Source organism: Porphyromonas sp. C0041D3 (assembly GCF_056590575.1).
In genome coordinates this window covers 43892-58072 of record NZ_JBWPWJ010000003.1, presented here as the reverse complement: position 1 = coordinate 58072, position 14181 = coordinate 43892, and the positions used below count along the sequence as shown (strand labels likewise).

Below are 14181 nucleotides of genomic sequence, written 5' to 3'. Positions count from 1 at the left end.
ATACTATGCCCCGCTCCCGTAACGCCATAGCCTTCGGCATCGTTGCGATCCTGATCGTCGTCGCCTTCGTCCTCAACCTCTCTCTCGGAACGATCGCGATCCCCTTCCGCGACGTGGTGGATATCCTCTTCGGGCGCGACACCGGAGGGAGTGAGATCTGGCGTAACATCGTCTGGAAGAGCCGCTACCCGCAGACCATCACCGCCCTCGTCGCCGGTGCGGGGCTCTCCATCAGCGGACTGCTCATGCAGACGGTCTTCCGAAATCCCCTCGCCGGTCCCTCGGAGCTCGGCATCAGCTCCGGTGCCAGCCTCGGCGTGGCGACTCTTGTGCTCCTCTCGGGGAGCATCAGCCAGAGGGCACTGATCCGCATGGGCTTCGTCGGGGAGATGGCGGTCTCGGTGGCGGCACTCCTCGGGGCACTGGCGGTGATGGGGATCATCATGATCATGTCGGAGAAGGTGAAGGGGAATGTCGTCCTCCTCATCATGGGCGTGATGATCGGCTACATTGCCAATGCGATCATCGGGGTGCTGAAGTTCTTTAGCAACGATGAGGATGTACGCAGCTATGTCGTCTGGGGACTGGGGAGCTTCTCCAAGGTGAGCGGCGACCGCGTCACCACCTTCGTCCTCCTGATGCTGGTGCTGATCCCCCTCTCCTTTCCCCTCATCAAGACGCTTAACCTCCTGCTGCTCGGAGAGAACTATGCCCGCAGCCTCGGGCTCAACTACAAGCGCGCCCGCCACCGGGTGATCTTCTGCTCCTGCCTCCTCACCGCCATCGTCACCGCCTACTGCGGCCCGATCGTCTTCATCGGTCTGGCGGTGCCGCACCTCTGCCGCACCATTTTCGCCACCTCCAATCATCGGATCCTGATGCCGGCGGTGACGCTCGTCGGGGCGTTGCTCGCCCTGATCTGCAGCGTCATCGCACGGATGCCGGGCTTCGAGGGGGCGCTGCCGATCAATTCGGTCACTGCCCTCATCGGTGCCCCGATAGTCATCTGGGTCCTCTTCAGTCGCCGTCGGGGCGAGAGACTATGAGTAAGGAGATCACCATAGAGCTGCGCAACCTCGCCATCGGCTACCCGCACAGGGTGGTCGCCGAGGGGCTCTCCGCCACCGTCTACTCCGGTGAGCTCACCTGCCTCATCGGGTCCAATGGCGTGGGCAAGTCAACCCTCCTCCGCACGATTGCCGCCTTCCAGCCCAAGCTCGGCGGCTCCATCCTCGTCCGCGGGGGCGAGATAGGCGGCTACAAGAGCCGGGAGTTGGCGCGGCTCATCAGTGTCGTGCTGACGGAGCGGATAGAGGTGGGACACATGACCGTGCTCGACCTCGTCTCCCTCGGGCGCAGCCTATACACCGGATTTTGGGGAAAGGTGGATGCTGCCAATGAGCGGAAAGCCCTCGACGCCCTCCGTCTCGTGGGCATGGAGCGCTTCGCTCCCCGCGACGTCGGGACGCTCAGCGACGGAGAGCGACAGAAGGTGATGATCGCAAAGGCACTCGCCCAGGAGACCCCGATCATCCTCCTCGATGAGCCCACCTCCTTCCTTGACTTCCCCTCCAAGGTGGACATGATGCAACTCCTCCACCGGCTCTCCCGAGAGACGCACAAGACCATCTTCCTCTCCATCCACGACCTCGAGATGGCGCTCCAGATCGCAGACAAGATCTGGCTCCTCGATGATGAGAAGCGACTACACATCGGCACCCCGGAGGATCTCTCCCTTGATGGGACACTGAGTGACTTCTTTGAGCGGAGGGATATCGTCTTTGACCGGCTCAGAGGGCTCTTCCGCATCGAGAACCCCCACACCCGCACCATCCGCATCAGCGCCCCTACACACCGGCTCCTCCCGCTCTACCATATGGTCGTGAAGGCGCTGAGGCGCAATGCCATCCTCGCCACCCCTGAGGCGGAGAGTGCCGATGCGATCGAGCTCTCTGATGAGGGGTTGCTCCTCAGGACCGCTGACGGAAGGAGCCATCACCCCACCACGATTGAGGAACTCCTCGACCTACTAACAAACGACGAGCACCATGGGTAAGATCCTTATCATCGGCGGTACTACCGAAGGCAGGGCTGCGGTGGAGGTGTGCGAGGAGGCGGGCAAGCCCTTCCTCTACTCCACCCTTGGCACCTCGCAGGAGGTCGCCCTACATCATGGCACCCGGCTGGAGGGTCCCTTGGATGCCGATGCGATGACGGCACTCTGCCGGCGGGAGGAGGTGAGTGTCCTCGTCGATGCGGCTCACCCCTTTGCCACCATCGTTCACCGGAATGTCGCCAAGGCGGCAAGCGAAGTCGCCCTGCCGACGATTCGGTATGAGCGAGCCTTCCCTCCGCTCCCCGAGGGGGCGCTCTCCGTCAGCTCCTTCCCCGAGGCGATGAAGGAACTGGAGCGGCTCAGCCCCCGCCGACTCCTTGCCCTCACCGGGGTCAAGAGCATCGCCGCCATGGGGGACTACCCGCTGCGGCACGAGGTCTGGCTGAGGGTGATGCCGATACCCGAGACGGAGCGGATCGTCAGCGAGAGCGACTTCCCCCGCAACCGCCTCATCTACTACGACCGGGCGCAGGATGACCGGGCGCTCATGGAGCGACTGCGACCCGACCTGCTGCTCCTCAAGGAGAGTGGCGAAAGCAGTGGCTTTGAGGGAAAAGTGAAAGCCGCCACCGATCTCGGCATCCCGATACTCGTCATCCGCCGACCGACCCTCGGCTACCGACCGACGGAGACCGTCCTCGGTCCCGTGGGACTGCGCAGGGCGCTTGAGCGACTGGATCCCGACTTCTTCCCCCTCCGCATCGGCTTCACCACCGGCACCACCGCCACCGCTGCCACCACGGCGGCTCTGCTGGCGCTCCTCAATGACGAGACCTACACCGAGGTGCCGGTTCGGCTACTCACCGGTGAGGAGATCCGCTTCCCGATCAGCGAGACCTGCATAGAGAGCGAGGAGTGCGCCACCGCCACGGCGATCAAGTACTCCGGGGACGACCCCGACGTGACGAGCGGCACCGCTATCCTCTCCACCGTCCGCCTTACCGACAGTCACACTGGCGTCACCTTCTATGGGGGCAAAGGGGTGGGGCGAATCACCCTCCCCGGCATCGGACTGCCGATCGGTGACCCCGCCATCAACCCCGGACCCCGTCAGATGATGACAGAGGCTGTGGGGCGACTCGTCGACCTCAGTCGGGTCGGCATCGACATCACCATCACCGTCCCGGAGGGCGAGACGCTGGCACCGCACACCTTCAATCCCCGCCTCGGCGTCGTCGATGGAATCTCGATCCTCGGCACCACCGGTGTGCTTCGTCCCTTCTCCACCGAGGCGTGGGTCGACTCGATCCGCCGGGAGATGGGCGTCTCGCGGTCGGTCTTCGGGGAGCACCTGGTGATCAACTCCGGCGGCAAGAGCGAGAGGTGGCTCCGAGCGCACTTCCCCGACCTCCCGCCCAACGCCTTCGTCCAGTACGGCAACTTCATCGGTCGCTGCCTCGAGATGGCGCGGGCAATGGACTTTGCCCACATCACCCTCGGCATCATGATCGGTAAGGCGGTCAAGCTGGCGGAGGGACAGCTCGACACCCACAGCAAGAAGTCGGTGATGAGCAAGCCATTCATCCGCAGCCTCGGTCGGGAGAGCGGTCTCGACGAGGCAACACTCGACCGCATTGACGGCATCACCATGGCGGGCGAGATCTGGGAGATCCTCCCCGACCACGCACACCCCTTCTACCACATCCTCCTCGACCGCTGCTACGCCGTCTGCAAGCCTCTCGTCCCGGGGATCCGGCTCGACCTGATCCTGATCGACAAGGAGGGCGGACTGATAGAGCGAAATGTGGAGGATAAGAATAAGTGAAACCACGTATGAATAGCTTCCTCATCGGCGCACCCCGCTCAGGCAGTGGAAAGAGCATCGTCACCATGGGACTCCTGCGGGCGCTTGTCCGGCGGGGACTGCGGGTGCAGTCCTTCAAGTGCGGTCCGGACTACCTCGACCCGAAGCTCCACGCCACAGCGACCGGTCGGCCGTCGATCAATCTCGACACCTTCCTCTATGGCGAGGATGGTGTGGAGGAGATCTATCGCCGATATGCCGCCGAGACTGAGGTGACGGTGGCTGAGGGCGTGATGGGACTCTTCGATGGCTACGACCGGGATCGCGGTTCGTCCGCCGAGGTGGCGCGCCTGCTCCGCCTGCCGGTGGTGCTGGTGGTGACACCGGGGGCGATGGCATATAGTCTGGCACCTCTACTCTACGGCTACCGCCACTTCGACCCACGAGTGTCGATAGCCGGCGTGATCCTCAATAAGGTGAGCTCCCCCCGGCACCGACACTTCCTCACCGAGGCGGTGGAGGCGGCGGGGCTGCCGGTCCTCGGCGTGCTTCCCAAGTGCGATGCCCTTGTGATCCCCGAGCGCTACCTCGGTCTGCAGACTGAGGAGCGGGATGTCGCCGAGCAGTATGCCGAGGCAGCAGCGGATCTGGTGGAGGAGAGCATCGACCTCGACCACCTGCTGGAGCAGACGGCGTGCGAGGGGATCACCGCCCCACGGGAGTCGGCGGAGCGGAGGGCTGACCTCCGTATCGCCGTCGCCCGTGACGAGGCGTGCAGCTTCGTCTACGAGGAGAGCCTGAGGGTGCTCGCCCGCTTTGGCGAGGTCACATTCTTCAGTCCGCTACGGGATAAGCGTGTGCCGGAGTGCGACTCTCTCTACCTCCCGGGTGGGTACCCGGAGCTGTACTTGGAGCAACTGGCGCACAATCGGTCGATGCTCCGCAGTCTCCGGGAGTACGCTGACAGCGGCCGCCCGCTCCTCGCCGAGTGTGGGGGGATGATGCTCCTCTGCCGGCAGATCATCGATGAGAGCGGTCGGGCGTACGACCTCGCCGGGGTGCTTGACCAGGTGGCGACGATGGAGGGGAAGCGGCTGACGCTCGGGTACCGGAGCTTCACGCTCGACGGCGTGGCGGTGAGGGGACACGAGTTTCACTACTCCCATATCATCGATCCCCTTCCCTCCTCCCTGCAGCAGTACGATGCTCGTGGGGAGGCGGTGCCTGCGGCTCTCTGGCGGCGGGGGCGGCTACTGGCAAGTTACACCCACCTTGCCCTTACGGACGAGCTGGTGGCTCGCCTGATCGGAATGGAAATCAAGTAACACCTTATCTATATGTCACATCACTTTCTTCCTCTCCTCGCTGCGGGGCTACTCCTCGGCACCGTCGCCACGGCGCAGACGCTACCGGGCGACTCGGTGCGGGACTACAGCCTCGACGAATTTGTCGTCACCGGCACCGGGACGCTCCGACTGATCAAGGATGCCCCGGTGCAGACCGAGGTGATCGACCGAAAGACGCTTCGGAGCTTTGGTCACGCACCGCTCTCGCAGATCCTCTCCGGGCTGATCCCGTCGATAGACTTCAGCCGGAGCGATATGGGCACCTCGATGCAGATGGGCGGGCTCTCGGGTGGGTACGTCCTGATCCTCGTAGACGGCAAGCGGCTGATGGGCGACCTCGGTGGGCAGGTCAATCTCGATGTCATCGACCCGACGCGGATCGACCGCATCGAGGTGATCCGCGGTGCCTCGTCCGCCCTCTACGGCAGTGATGCCATAGCCGGCGTGATCAATATCATCACCCGCAAGAGTACGCGCGACCTCTCGCTTGTCAATACCACCCGCATCGGCTCCTACGGCTCGGTGATCCAGTCGACCTCCGCACAGGCGACGATCGGCAGGGTCACCTCGCGGACGGACTTTCACCTCAAGCACTCCGCCGGCTGGCAAAACACCACCTACGAGGACCCCAATAGGTACGAGCACCCGGTGACCAACTCCGTCAATAACACCAGCAACCCTTACCTCGACTATACCCTCGGTGAGCGGCTCGACTGGCGCCCCTCCAAGCTCCTCTCCGCCTACCTCGAGGGAAGCGTCTACCGCAAGGACATCCACCGCCCCACCGGCATCCCGGACTACAAGACCTACGACTTCCGCTACCGCAACGCCTCCGCTGCCACCGGCATCCGCTGGCAGCTCCCGGAGGGGCACCTGCTCACGGCGGACCTCCTCTACGACCGGCACGCCTACTACTACGTCTACACCGGGCTTACCTGGATCAAGGAGTGGGATGATAAGGGGAAGGAGAATAGCTACCCCTACTACCCCGGCGACGTTGCCCTGCAGAGCGATCAGCAGAGACTGATCGGACACCTGAAGGGAGTCCTCGAGCTGCCGGCACACAATCGCCTCAGCACCGGACTGGACCTGCAGTACAATTGGCTCATCGCCCCTTACCGGCTTGACCGCGAGCGGGTGCAGGACTATCTCCTCGGGCTCTATCTGCAGGACGAGTGGGACCCGGTCGACCGGCTCAATGTCACTGCCGGCGCACGACTCACCTATCATCCTGCCTTTGGACTAAAGCTCTCGCCAAAGCTCTCCCTCAGGTATAAGGTGGGGCCGGTCAATCTCCGCGGGACTTACTCGGAGGGCTTCAAGACGCCCTCCAATAAGCAGCTCCACTACCGCTATGTCCGCCAGATGGGGATGCTGGCACTCTACCTCGGCAATGAGGGGCTGGATGCCCAGTCGAGCCGCTACCTGTCGGGGGACATCGAGTATCGGGAGGGATCCCTCTCCCTCCACGTCACAGGGTATGCCAATTGGCTCCGCAATATGATCACTCTCGTCACCGTGCCGCGCTCTGAGGCTCCGTCGGAGTTGCTCCTCACCTACGACCCGGCGCGCGTGCGGATGTATAAGAATATGGACAGCGCCCGCACCCTCGGGGTGGACTTCCAGGGGAAGTGGCAGGTGCTGCCCTCGCTTGCCCTCTCAGCGGGCTACAGCTACCTCGATACCGATGCCCTGCTCTACGACCTCGAGGAGGAGACGATGAAGCGGGTGATCATCGACGGAATGGCACACCACCGTGGCACCATAGGCCTCGACTGGTCGCGCGAGCTGCTCCCCGACCGCTACCACCTCGGCGTGGGGCTCTACGGCAGGATGCAGAGCACGCGCTACTACCAGGACGACGGCAATGGCAAGCCCTACAACCTCTGGCGGATCAATACCCGCCACGACCTTACTCTCAGCAACTCCTGGCGCCTCGCTATCGATGCCGGGGTCGACAATATCTTCAATTACTACGAGACCACCTACCATGGGCTCCACTACGGGACCTACACTCCGGGGCGCACCTTCTACCTCTCCTGCACGATCAACTTCGGCAAGGAACTTAAGTCTGCCTCCGGTCGGTCTCACCGACAGTCTACAGACGATGACTCTGAGGAGTGATCGCACCTATAGTTTTTTACTCACCTTTTTTATCATCACTTTACTATGCGTAAGCTAATGAAACTGATGCCCCTCCTACTGATGGGCATGCTCGCTACAGCCCTCAGTGGCTGTGAGAGCGACAACAAGCCGGTCCTCAAGTCCAATTACGACAAGAAGATGACCGCCGTGACTCAGGAGGTCAAGACGACGAAGAGCACCGATAAGGCACTCCTCCTCGTCTCCTTCGGCAGCACCTGGGATGCTCCACAGCAGTCCTTCAAGGAGCTGGTCAAGAGCTTCAAGGCAAAGTTCCCCGACCGGGACGTCTACTTCTCCTTCACCTCCGAGATCTGCATGACTCGTTGCGCGCAGAAGGGGTGGAACTACTATGCCCCGCAATTCTATATGGAGGCGCTCGGCAATGCCGGCTACAAGGACATCGCCGTGCAGTCCCTCCACGTCATCCCCGGTGAGGAGTATCTCCGGGTGCAGAATTGCCTCAAGGACTTCCACAACCACAGCGTAGAGGGGGGAAAGACCCCCTTTGCCGATGTGACCGTCTACCTCGCTGGTCCGCTCCTCCACGAGGGGGTCGACTGCGATAAGGTGGCTGCCGAGCTGCACAAGGTCTTCGGCGAGAAGGTCAAGGCCGGTAAGCTCGTATGCTTCATGGGTCACGGCAACCCAGTTGATATGAACTACCGCAATGGTAACAGCCGTTACGTCATGATCGAGAAGGCGCTCCAGAAGCTCGACAAGCACTACTTCGTCGCCACAGTCGATATGGAGGGCAACTACGTCGGTGATATGATCGCGCGGATGAAGGCCGCCGGCTTTACCTCCGGCGAGGTGATCCTCCACCCGCTGATGTCCATCGCCGGTGACCACGCCAATAACGACCTCAAGGGCGGAGTAGGGACCCCGGCCGAGGAGGGCAGCTGGCGCGCCGAGATGGTCAAGGCAGGCTACACCTGCACGCTCGAGAATTGCATCATGAAGGGACTTGCCGACTATCCCGCCATCGCCAACGTCTGGATCAGCCACATGGAGCAGACCCTGAAGGGGGCACCTATGTATCCTGAGAAGGAGGACTAATCTCCCCCTCTCTCAGCCTCAGCGTCCCCTGTCGTGCATCACACGGCAGGGGACGCTCCTTGTGAGGCTTTCGGGGTAAAAATGGTATCTTTGCGACACAGTGTAGGTGGGTCTATGCTGTTATTATCCAGTCATTGTAGCGCCATGAAAACAAAGGACACCAAGTATATATTCGTCACCGGCGGGGTGGTCTCCTCCCTCGGTAAGGGCATCATCGCCTCCTCTCTCGGTCGACTGCTGATCAGCCGCGGGCTGAAGTGCACGATCCAGAAGTTTGATCCCTACATCAATATCGACCCAGGGACGCTCAATCCCTATGAGCATGGCGAGTGCTTCGTCACCGATGACGGCTATGAGGCTGACCTCGACCTGGGGCACTATGAGCGCTTCCTCGATATCAAGACCTCCCGCAATAGCAACGTCACCACAGGGCGCGTCTATCAAAACGTGATCCAGCGGGAGCGCCGGGGAGACTTCCTCGGCAAGACGGTACAGGTGGTCCCCCACATCACGGACGAGATCAAGCGCTGTGTCAAGCGCCTCTCTAAGGACGACGACTACGATATCATCATCACCGAGATCGGTGGTACGGTGGGCGACATCGAGTCACTCCCCTTCCTCGAGGCGGTACGACAGCTCAAGTGGGAGCTGGGTGACGACAATTGTATGGTGATCCACCTCACCTATGTCCCCTATCTCCATGCGGCTAAGGAGCTTAAGACGAAGCCTACTCAGCACTCTGTCAAGTCACTCCAGGAGGAGGGTATCCAGCCGGATATGCTGGTCCTGAGGAGCGAGATGAGGCTCGAGGATGACCTGCTGCGCAAGGTGGCACTCTTCTGCAACGTCCCCAAGGATGCGGTGATCCAGTCCTACGACTGCCCCTCCATCTACCGTGTGCCGCTACTCCTCCAGGAGCAGAAAATGGACGAGGCGGTGCTGCGGCAGCTCAAGCTCCCCGTCGGTCCCGCTCCCGAGCTGAAGGAGTGGCGCCACTACCTCGAGCTGGGCGAGGAGGCGAAGAAGAAAGAGCCGGTCAAGATCGGTCTCGTCGGCAAGTACGTCTCTCTCCAGGACGCCTACAAGTCGATCGACGAGGCGATCCAGCAGAGCGGTGTCTATAATGGTCGCTTGGTCGATCTCGTCCGCATCTCGAGCGAGAAGATCACGGATGAGAATGTCGCTGAGCTACTCGCTCCCTGCGATGCGGTGGTGATCGCACCGGGCTTCGGCTCGCGTGGCATCCCCGGCAAGCTGACCGCGATCCGCTACTGCCGTGAGCACGACCTGCCGACCCTCGGCATCTGCCTCGGCATGCAGTGCATCTGCATCGAGATAGCCCGCGATATGCTCGGGCTGGAGCAGGCAAATAGTACCGAATTTGACTCCCAGACCCCCGACCCCGTCATCGACCTGATGGAGGAGCAGAAGGAGGTGACCATGCTGGGTGGCACCATGCGCCTCGGTGGCTACGATTGCGAGCTGACTAAGGGTAGCAAGGTGGCACAGATCTACGGCACGGAGACCATCCGTGAGCGTCACCGCCACCGGTATGAGTTTAATAGCAAGTACGAGCAGGCCTTTGAGGAGGCGGGCGTGCTGATCGCTGGTCGCAACCCCGAGACCGGTCTCGTGGAGGTGGTGGAGCTGCCCGACAAGCAGTGGTTCATCGGTGTGCAGTATCACCCCGAGTACTCCAGCACCCTCCAGCACACCCACCCGCTCTTTATGTCTCTCGTCGAGGCGGCCCTCCGGCATAAGGCTGCTCGTGAGGGAGAGACCAAGTAAAGCAGATCTACACACTTAAGTACAGACGATCATCTCGACGGCTCACCCTGCTGAGCTGTCCTCAGACAGATAAGTAATGGATAAAAATACGATCATCGGTCTCGTCCTTATGGGCGTAGTCCTCGTGGTATTCTCCCTCCTCGGGCGCCCCTCCAAGGAGGAGCTGGAGCTCCGGCAGCGCTACGCCGACTCCGTGGCGCTCGCCGCTCAGGCCGAGGAGCGCGCCATGGCCGACTCCATAGACCGGATCGCGACAGAGGACTCCCTCCGTAGGAGTGCCACCCTCGCACAGTACACCCCCGCCGAGCGCGACTCCATCCTGACGGCTCAGGCAGCGGAGGCATTTGGTCCCTTCGCTCCAGCTGCACACGGTAGGGAGCAGACCTTCACGATCGCCAATGACTCCCTCTCCGTCACCCTCTCCACGAAGGGCGGTAAGCCGATCTCCTCGGAGGTACTGGGGTATAAGGACTACCAGGGAGCCCCCATCCGCCTCATCCGACCGGACGACAGTCACTTCAATCTCACCCTCTTCACGAGCGGAAACCGCGTCGTCCGCACCGAGGACCTCTACTTCGTCGGTGAGCAGGTGAGCCCCACGCAGGTCAAGATGTCTGCCATGGCGACCAATGGCTCCAGCCTTACGCTCGTCTACACCCTTCTCCCCAAGTACCTCATCGATGTCACCATCGCCGGCACGGGAGACTTCAAGAGCGTGATGGCCCCCAACTCCCCCTTCCTCGACGCGGATATGTCCCTCTCTATCTATAAGAATGAGAAGAGCGAGCAGGCCGAGCAGCGCTACTCCGGCATAGCCTACGAATTCACCGACGGTGACGTCGATAAGCTCAATACCGGCAAGTCGGAGGATAAGGAGCTGACGAACGAGGTGAAGTGGGTCGCCTTCCGAGATATGTTCTTCTCCACGATCGTCTACTCCCGCAATCGCCTCGGCACACTGGCGGCAAGCCAGGAGGTGATCAAGGGAGATCCGCAGAAGCTCAAGGAGATGGAGGCAAAGTTTGTCCTCCCCTTTGATGGCACACAGCCCATCTCGCTCCAGATCTACAATGGTCCCAACGACCACTCCCTCCTGAAGAGCCTCGACAAGGACCTCGGCGACAAGACCCACCTGACCGAGGTGATTGATATGGGGAAGTGGTTCCGCTTTATCACCGTCTGGGTCGTACTGCCGGTCTTCAATTTCCTCGAGAAGTACATCACCAATTACGGGCTCATCATCATCCTCCTGACGCTGATCATCAAGCTGATACTCGCTCCCTTTACCTACAAGTCCTTCAAGAGTCAGGCCAAGATGCGGGTCATCAAGCCGCTCGTCGATGAGATCAATGCGAAGTACCCCGGCGAGGACAAGATGATGGAGCGCAATAAGGCGACGATGCAGCTCTACCAGAATGCCGGTGTCAACGTCATGGGTGGCTGCCTGCCGATGCTCCTCCAGATGCCGATCCTCATCGCCATGTACCAGTACTTCCCCACCAGCCTCAACCTCCGCGGTGAGAGCTTCCTCTGGGCGCAGGACCTCAGTACCTACGACGACGTGATCCGCTGGGGTGCCGACATCCCGATGATCGGAGACCACATCTCGCTCTTCTGCCTCCTGATGACCGTGACGCAGATCATCTACATGCGGCTCACGCAGTCCGGCACGGCAGGCGGTGATCAGCAGTCTGCCTGTATGATGAAGGCGATGCCGATCTTCATGTCGGTCTTCCTCTTCTTCTTCCTCAATAACAACGCCTCCGGACTCTCGCTCTACTACTTCGCCTCCCTCCTCATCAGTATCCTGCAGACCAAGGCCTTCCAGTGGGCCATCGATGAGAAGAAGCTCTTCGCCCAGCTGCAGGAGAATGCCAAGAAGCCCAAGAAAAAGAAGCAGTCAGGCTTCATGGAGCGGCTTGAGAGAGCTCAGAAGGAGCAGATGAAGAAGCTCCGCGAGCAGCAGCAGAAAAACGGACGCTAATACGCCAACCCATATAAGCAGTTAAGTATATGAACTTCAAGATAATCCTCATTACCCTTGCGATCATCTTCCTCCTCTGCGTAGGGATCTACTACGCCGTCAAGGGTGCCGTCCACCTCCTCGCCTTCGCCGGGATCTCTCTCCTCGTGCTCGTGATCATCGCTCTGGTGATCTGGCTCTTCATCAAGAGAAACGCCACCGACGACCCGCAGAGCTAAGGTCTCTCTATGCTGACGCCACCGAGGCACTCCCTCGATCCGTCGTCACCCCACACAGATAGCCCGCTCTCTCAGCCGATCCGACACCTGTCGCCTCGGCTCAGAGAGCGGGCTTTTTTATTGCCGCACTTCCGCACCCTCTCGACCCCCCGGTCTATAGCCCGTCTACCTCCTATCCTTCTTGCGAAACTCTAATACCGATATTAGATTTAGGGGTGATCCTAAGGTCGATTGAGGGGACAGGGGTGACCCATTTGAGCATTAAAGTAATCATATATCAAGGGGGCTCATCCCTGAGGCACCCGAAGGGTGCTCGCTCCATAGGCATCTGTCATCCGCGAAGCGGTGACCGATGTACAGAGCCTACACCCTCGACCCCTTGCGGGTCGCCGAGCAGAAATCCTCTTTCCCATCGACCCCGCCAAGGTGTCGCACTGATTGCCTGACTGGTAAGTGCGACACCCTGGCGGGGTCGCGATTGCTTGCTATGTCTGGTCCACGGGTCTTCGAGGCTACGCCCCTCGACCACGTGGCTAAGAAACGGGCACCCACAAGGGGTGCTTCGTTCCCCACTCTTCACAATGAGTTGAGTGGCTTCTGTGCCACTCAGATGCGTCACCCCTGGAGTGGCACCCGGATGTTGTTTACAGTATTAAAGGAAAATCGTAAATTTGTAAACAAAAAGGCAACTCATACATCCCATAAAGTCCCTAAACTATGTCTGCAATAGGAACCCGAATCGAAAAGGCCAGAATGTTGAGAGGCTTCTCTCTCCGCAAGTTGGCTGATAGTACCGGCTTGTCTCATACTCAGATTAGATACATCGAGAAAGGTCAAAGGAGTCTGAATGGCCCTACCTTGCTCTTGATCGCTAAGGCACTTGATCTGCCCGTGGACTACTTTGTGCGAGAGGAGACCTTTAGATCGAGAGAGGTTAGCTATAGAAAAATAAAGGCCCTATCCGAAAAGAAACAGAGTATGATCTGGCAAATGATTGAGCTTCAGGTGGAGAATTACTTGGAGATTGAGGAGATCCTTGCCATTCGCCATAATTTTACATCGGAGTATCTGAGTGATATAGAGTCGATAGAGCCGGAGGATATAGATGATATAGCTTGTCGCGTGCGAGACCACTTTGCACTGGGTCGCTCACCCATTGCCTCAGCCTCGGCACTCCTTGAGGAGATGGGCATCATAGTAGTAGGTATTAAGGGCGAGAAGGGCTTTGATGGAGTGAGCTTACTTGTAGATGACCACATACCTGTAATCACCTATAATACTGAGATTAGCCAGGCTGAGAGGGTGAGGATGACCCTCTTGCATGAGCTGGGTCACCTCTTGCTAAACGACAAGCTACGTGCTAGGTCAAAGAAAGAGATCGAGGATATCTGTACCTCCTTTGCAAGCCACTTACTACTCCCCGATCAGATCCTGAAGAGTTATTTCTGGGGACGAGTGAAGACCCTCTCGATGACTGACCTCGAGGAGCTTCAGTCGACTTATGGTATCTCAATAGATGCCATCATATATCGACTCAAAGCGCTGCTCTTTATCTCTGAGTCAAAGTATAAAAGCTACTGGATGAAGAAGAACGCGTCTCCTGAACTGAAGAGCGAAATTGAGAAGAGTAGATATGAGGAGCCATTAAGTCAGCGATTTGTCCGCTTAGTGATACGAGCGCTGGACAAGTCCTTGATCACAATGTCTAAGGCTAAGGTTTACCTCAGCGATGCGGGCATAAGTGCCGAGATGTCCGATCACTTACTCAACTCCAGTTTATGAGT

The 14181-nt window shown here is 59.8% G+C and carries 10 protein-coding genes and 1 pseudogene; all 11 read left to right on the top strand.

Features of this window, described 5'->3' with window-relative positions; genetic code table 11:
- The first annotated feature begins 5 nt into the window (after positions 1-5).
- Positions 6-1046 (top strand): iron chelate uptake ABC transporter family permease subunit, encoded by a 1041-nt coding sequence (locus tag AC1EKE_RS02765; protein ID WP_480308060.1) that lies wholly within the window; start codon positions 6-8, stop codon positions 1044-1046.
- Positions 1043-2056 (top strand): ABC transporter ATP-binding protein, encoded by a 1014-nt coding sequence (locus AC1EKE_RS02760; protein WP_480308059.1) that lies wholly within the window; start codon positions 1043-1045, stop codon positions 2054-2056. The genes AC1EKE_RS02765 and AC1EKE_RS02760 overlap by 4 nt, the downstream gene beginning before the upstream one ends.
- On the top strand, positions 2049-3881 hold the full coding sequence (gene cbiD, locus AC1EKE_RS02755) for a cobalt-precorrin-5B (C(1))-methyltransferase CbiD (RefSeq protein WP_480308058.1): 1833 nt from the start codon (positions 2049-2051) through the stop codon (positions 3879-3881). The genes AC1EKE_RS02760 and cbiD overlap by 8 nt, the downstream gene beginning before the upstream one ends.
- Before the next feature lie 8 nt (positions 3882-3889).
- Positions 3890-5185 (top strand): cobyrinic acid a,c-diamide synthase CobB, encoded by a 1296-nt coding sequence (locus AC1EKE_RS02750; protein ID WP_480308057.1) that lies wholly within the window; start codon positions 3890-3892, stop codon positions 5183-5185.
- A 12-nt stretch (positions 5186-5197) separates the two neighbouring features.
- Entirely contained in the window at positions 5198-7330 is a 2133-nt protein-coding gene (locus AC1EKE_RS02745; protein ID WP_480308055.1) for a TonB-dependent receptor plug domain-containing protein, read from the top strand.
- Positions 7331-7375: 45 nt separating this feature from the next.
- Positions 7376-8407, top strand: coding sequence for a sirohydrochlorin cobaltochelatase (locus AC1EKE_RS02740; RefSeq protein WP_480308054.1), 1032 nt, complete (start codon positions 7376-7378; stop codon positions 8405-8407).
- Between the two features lie 144 nt (positions 8408-8551).
- On the top strand, positions 8552-10195 hold the full coding sequence (locus tag AC1EKE_RS02735) for a CTP synthase (RefSeq protein ID WP_297127787.1): 1644 nt from the start codon (positions 8552-8554) through the stop codon (positions 10193-10195).
- Between the two features lie 76 nt (positions 10196-10271).
- Positions 10272-12179 carry a membrane protein insertase YidC gene (gene yidC, locus AC1EKE_RS02730; protein WP_296162996.1) on the top strand — a complete coding sequence of 636 codons (1908 nt, stop codon included), beginning with the start codon at positions 10272-10274 and terminating at the stop codon, positions 12177-12179.
- A 29-nt stretch (positions 12180-12208) separates the two neighbouring features.
- Positions 12209-12397 carry a hypothetical protein gene (locus AC1EKE_RS02725; RefSeq protein ID WP_480308053.1) on the top strand — a complete coding sequence of 63 codons (189 nt, stop codon included), beginning with the start codon at positions 12209-12211 and terminating at the stop codon, positions 12395-12397.
- A 717-nt stretch (positions 12398-13114) separates the two neighbouring features.
- Positions 13115-13288: pseudogene (locus AC1EKE_RS02720) on the top strand (helix-turn-helix domain-containing protein); the annotation flags it as partial.
- 99 nt (positions 13289-13387) lie between these two features.
- The gene (locus tag AC1EKE_RS02715; RefSeq protein ID WP_480308262.1) at positions 13388-14179 is read left to right on the top strand and encodes an ImmA/IrrE family metallo-endopeptidase; all 792 of its coding nucleotides are present in this window, start codon (positions 13388-13390) and stop codon (positions 14177-14179) included.
- The last annotated feature ends 2 nt before the right edge of the window (positions 14180-14181 follow it).

Excerpts from the sequence above, each read along its gene's own strand:
- yidC (WP_296162996.1), top strand. The coding sequence starts at position 10,272 with ATGGATAAAAATACGATCATCGGTCTCGTCCTTATGGGCGTAGTCCTC.
- AC1EKE_RS02745 (WP_480308055.1), top strand. The coding sequence starts at position 5,198 with ATGTCACATCACTTTCTTCCTCTCCTCGCTGCGGGGCTACTCCTCGGC.
- AC1EKE_RS02715 (WP_480308262.1), top strand. The coding sequence starts at position 13,388 with ATGATTGAGCTTCAGGTGGAGAATTACTTGGAGATTGAGGAGATCCTT.
- cbiD (WP_480308058.1), top strand. The coding sequence starts at position 2,049 with ATGGGTAAGATCCTTATCATCGGCGGTACTACCGAAGGCAGGGCTGCG.
- AC1EKE_RS02725 (WP_480308053.1), top strand. The coding sequence starts at position 12,209 with ATGAACTTCAAGATAATCCTCATTACCCTTGCGATCATCTTCCTCCTC.
- AC1EKE_RS02765 (WP_480308060.1), top strand. The coding sequence starts at position 6 with ATGCCCCGCTCCCGTAACGCCATAGCCTTCGGCATCGTTGCGATCCTG.
- AC1EKE_RS02750 (WP_480308057.1), top strand. The coding sequence starts at position 3,890 with ATGAATAGCTTCCTCATCGGCGCACCCCGCTCAGGCAGTGGAAAGAGC.
- AC1EKE_RS02740 (WP_480308054.1), top strand. The coding sequence starts at position 7,376 with ATGCGTAAGCTAATGAAACTGATGCCCCTCCTACTGATGGGCATGCTC.
- AC1EKE_RS02735 (WP_297127787.1), top strand. The coding sequence starts at position 8,552 with ATGAAAACAAAGGACACCAAGTATATATTCGTCACCGGCGGGGTGGTC.
- AC1EKE_RS02760 (WP_480308059.1), top strand. The coding sequence starts at position 1,043 with ATGAGTAAGGAGATCACCATAGAGCTGCGCAACCTCGCCATCGGCTAC.